The sequence below is a fragment of the Vibrio sp. 1402 genome, from assembly GCF_033340275.1.
Genome location: NZ_JAWOWE010000701.1, coordinates 1 through 519, shown reverse-complemented (window position 1 = coordinate 519; position 519 = coordinate 1). Strand labels below are relative to the sequence as shown.

The window sequence follows — 519 nt, the reverse complement described above, 5'->3', positions numbered from 1 at the left end:
AGTAATGATCGGTTGGAATCCGAAGAACTTCGAAAAGATGTACAGTGGCAGTTAATCGCCTATAAATGGATAGTGACAAGAGCTTCTGAAATAAGAAGCTCTTTTTGTATCAGACGTAACGTTTCACAAAATCAATAAACGTCCGATCTGCGATAGATAAATACCCTTCTTTTCGCCAAGCTAGTGCCAAATCGAGCGTTACTGGAGGATGAAACGGAATGCCAACAACCTCCTTCTCGTTTTGAGTAACAAGCTCAAGCAGGGCCGTAATGGCAAACTCCTGCCTGACGATGCTCAATATCAACGGCAGCAAGTTTGTTTCAAAAGACGACTTCATGCTGAAACCGTGCTCTTCACTGACATGGTCTAAGAATTCTCGATGAAAATATCCGTGCTGAAACATCACCAATTCATGCTCGAAAAACTCATCAAACGTTATGGCTTCACGCTGCGCTAGCTCATGCTCGGGAGCAACAACGGCCACCATTTGGCTGCTGAACAAATGGTCCGTTTCTAGAT

At 43.9% G+C, this 519-nt stretch carries 1 protein-coding gene; it reads right to left on the bottom strand.

The annotated features are described in order from the left end of the window. Nucleotides 1–109: 109 nt before the first annotated feature. A partial coding sequence (locus R7044_RS28030; protein ID WP_225456359.1) for a LysR family transcriptional regulator substrate-binding protein occupies nt 110–519 on the bottom strand: 410 nt, incomplete at its 5' end.